The organism is Vibrio genomosp. F10 str. 9ZD137 (assembly GCF_049974785.1).
Lineage (GTDB): Bacteria > Pseudomonadota > Gammaproteobacteria > Enterobacterales > Vibrionaceae > Vibrio.
The window spans coordinates 1-3580 of record NZ_JBNGCJ010000614.1 but is presented as its reverse complement, the minus strand read 5'-3'; the positions used below and the strand labels follow the sequence as shown (position 1 = coordinate 3580).

Below are 3580 nucleotides of genomic sequence, written 5' to 3'. Positions count from 1 at the left end.
TTGGCGTACACCAAAGGGGGATCAAAACTCATGACCTTAACCGGCGTCGGCGTGCGAGGCGGGTTACTTATCTATTTAGGGGCCGTGGGATTAATCGGTCAAATCAATCGAACCGAAGTATGGGCCAGTAGCACCGACCAAGGGTATATCTCGTTTGCGGTCATTGGTGTGACAGTATTGGTGTATGCCTACCTAGCGAAAATCAACAAACGTTGGTTAGCCATTCCATTGTGCTCTGCACTGGCGGGGATCGTTGCTTACGCTTTGGGTGCTGATTTTGCGTTTACCACTGAACCGGGCCTGCCAAACTTTAGTCCGTTTTACTGGTGGGGTGAAGACACTGGCTGGAAAATGGGATGGCCGAATTTACAGCATTTTATTGCGGTTATTCCTTTCGCGCTATTAGCCGTTGCTATGTGGTCACCTGACTACCTTGGTCACCGAGTATTCCAAGAGCTCAACTACCCGAAAGAAGCCAAGGGTGTATTGATGGATGTTGATGACACCATGGTTGTTGCGTCTGTTCGACAAGGTGTGGGTGCGATTTTAGGTGGTGGTAACCTAGCATCGTCTTGGGGGACTTATATGATCCCAGCGGCCATTGCAAAACGCCCTATCCCTGGTGGCGCGGTGCTTACCGGTATTATGTGTGTGCTTGCTTCTGTCATCGGTTACCCGATGGATCTCGCCATGTGGGAACCGGTTCTGCGTGTTGCACTGATTGTGGGGGTTTTCCTCCCTCTATTAGAGGCGGGAATGCAAATGGTTCATAAGCATAAAGATTCGTTAAGTGCTGGGATATGTATCTTTGCCTGTGCTTTTGTGAATCCAGTGTTTGGTTGGGCAACCACCATGCTGCTCGATAACATGGGTCTTATTGGCGATCATGAACGTGCAAAAACGCTATCAAAGAAAGACAAGTACATCATTCCTGGAGTGGCCTTTGTAATTTGTGTTGGTTCACTCGCGGCCGTTGGGCAACTGCCGGGTATTCCAGCACTGATCGGTAACTAGTTTTTACGCCTCTTTTTTAAACGTTCTTTTTAAACAATCTCAGCGACAACGGAATGGCTATTCGGTTGTCGTTAGGGTTGCCTGTTTAGATAAAAGAGTAATGATAAAAACATCAAAAACTTACTGATCCTATTTTCAGGGCAAATTTTCAGGGCAAAGCGCTTTATTCAATACGTTAAACACATGCTTATCGAGTGCTTTGCCCAATATGAATAACGAAATGCTAGAGGACGAATCTATCTTATTTCCGACACTTTCATTCATCGCGGCTTCTGTTTTAGTCATCATCGGTGCTCAGGTTGTCAGTCTCAGTGGCAGCCATGTAGCGATACTTGCTTTAATCATTCCCGCATTGTGGGTACTCCCTCAGCGAGGCATTGCTGGGCTTCTTCTACTCACCGCTTTAACCCTTTATGGGCTCACTTTACCTTACCAATCGATTGCGCTATCTGTCTCCTCTTGGGTGATATTTCCACTCATGATGGTGGCATTTTCGAGACGCTCAGGAACCATCTCGAAAGTCACGAGCTTACTCATACTCGTCTCGCTACAAACCGGCCTCATGATCACGCAAATGAGTAATGAGCTCGATGGCAACGCAGCCATGACCATCATTCAAACATTCGCGGTTATGCTAGCGTGGTTTGCAACCAAACACAGTAAGATGTCGCAGCAATTTCCCTGGTGGAGCCTCGGTATCTTCGCGCCTTTATGGGTTGCACAACTGCCTTACGCTATAGCACTCACGTTTTGCTTTTCTATCGCAATAGCGGTTATTGGACACCTGTTTGCGATTAAGAAGTATCAGTGGGGTACTCTTCTCGGCTGGGCTCTTCCCACCGTAGCATTTTCCGCCTTAATGCTCACCCCAACAGCAAACGTGCCCAATTCGGTTTTTGTCGTTTGGCTATGTTTATTAGGGACAGCGTGGAGTACCGATTACGTATTAAGAGTGATCGAGAGCAAGAAACAAAAGCAATGAACGGATAACTGGGCAGTAAAATAGCTAAAAAAGGGATAAATAGAGGCCAAACAAATAAAAGCCGGTAAGAAAGAAGCGGATAAGTTATTAGGGCGTGTTACTCATTAACTGACGACTTATTGCACTATCTTCTAATACTAGTAATGTCTTGTGGTGATGAGTCGACTTCCTATTACCCAACTGTCATTACTAGCGATCTATCATTACCATTGATCTATTATTAAAAGCCGTCGCTTTACCTAATGCATGAGGCATACATGACCACTTACCTGAACGCCGATTTCCAGCAACGAATCATCATTCGACCAGAAGACTACCAATGGGTCGACTCACCGATGCCCGGTGTCGAGCGAATGATGTTAGATAGAATTGGAGACGAAGTTGCAAGAGCCACTTCCATTGTACGTTATGCGCCTTTTAGTGAGTTTTCACCCCACCTACATTCTGGTGGCGAAGAATTTTTAGTATTAGACGGTATCTTTTCCGATGAGCATCAGGATTACGGGCAAGGTTGCTATGTACGAAATCCCATCGGTACTTCCCACCAACCGCGCATTGGCAAAGAGGGTGCGACGATTTTCGTCAAACTTCACCAATTTGACCAAGCAGACGCAGAGCAAAAAGTCATAGATACGCATGTTCAGCCGTGGCGACAAGGCCTTGTTGATGGGCTCACCGTGATGCCATTGCATGAGTTTGAAGGGGAGCATGTTGCCCTTGTAAAATGGGCACCGAATACACAATTCAACGGCCACAAGCATTGGGGAGGCGAAGAAATATTCGTCCTTGAAGGAACATTCTACGATGAACATGGCACTTACCCTAAAGGCACTTGGCTACGCAGCCCTCACCTAAGTCAGCACCAGCCTTTCACACAAGACGATGGCGCATTGATCTACGTAAAAACCGGCCATTTATTCAATGTAAGTACCCCATAAGTATCGATACTCTGACAGTTTCTATGGTGAGAACAGATGACAAACATCGAATTTACTGTTCGTTTTATGGTTAAAACTGTGCCATTGTTAATGATAAGTTTCATTTTAATTTTTGCTGTCCCATCATTATTTTCGAGTGATTATTTTCGAGTAATGGATGGCGAGTAATGTCTAGTGAATGAATGTTTACGGATAAGCAGAAGACTGGATCGATAGGATGAAAACCATCAGAACCTATTTCGTGTTTTGTGTGTGTATGTGGATAACCCCTTTCACGGTTGCTGGGGAAGAAAAAGTAGTGCGTTTAGCCTCTGGCGATTGGTTCCCATACACCTCTAGCCAATATCAAGGCGGTCTTCTTGAAAAAGTCGTCCACCACGCATTTCACTCTCAAGGTTACGACGTTAAAATCGATTACATGCCCTGGGTGCGCAGTGCCAAACTGGTCGAGTACGCCAAGTATGATGGAACCTTCCCCTGGTATTCAAATAACGAGCGTCGAACTAAGTTTATCTACCCGACCATCCCCCTCATGCACGCCGATACCGTGATGTTCTACCACAAAGATGTTGATTTTCATTGGGACACGATTTCGGATCTGTCTCAGTACAACATTGGCGGTGTTGCTGGGTTTGCTGCCACAGAA

The 3580-nt window shown here is 45.9% G+C and carries 3 protein-coding genes and 1 pseudogene; all 4 read left to right on the top strand.

What is annotated here, in order from left to right; genetic code table 11:
- On the top strand, nt 1-1014 hold a 1014-nt coding region (locus ACP45E_RS14920), incomplete at its 5' end, for a DUF3360 family protein (RefSeq protein ID WP_069585179.1).
- 208 nt (nt 1015-1222) lie between these two features.
- Entirely contained in the window at nt 1223-1996 is a 774-nt protein-coding gene (locus tag ACP45E_RS14915; protein ID WP_241824317.1) for a hypothetical protein, read from the top strand.
- Between the two features lie 257 nt (nt 1997-2253).
- Nucleotides 2254-2934 carry a cupin domain-containing protein gene (locus ACP45E_RS14910; protein WP_017038883.1) on the top strand — a complete coding sequence of 227 codons (681 nt, stop codon included), beginning with the start codon at nt 2254-2256 and terminating at the stop codon, nt 2932-2934.
- A gap of 217 nt (nt 2935-3151) precedes the next feature.
- Nucleotides 3152-3580: pseudogene (locus ACP45E_RS14905) on the top strand (substrate-binding periplasmic protein); the annotation flags it as partial.

Bases quoted from the DNA above. Each gene is read 5' to 3' on its own strand.
- ACP45E_RS14915 (WP_241824317.1), top strand. From the start codon at position 1,223: ATGAATAACGAAATGCTAGAGGACGAATCTATCTTATTTCCGACACTT.
- ACP45E_RS14910 (WP_017038883.1), top strand. From the start codon at position 2,254: ATGACCACTTACCTGAACGCCGATTTCCAGCAACGAATCATCATTCGA.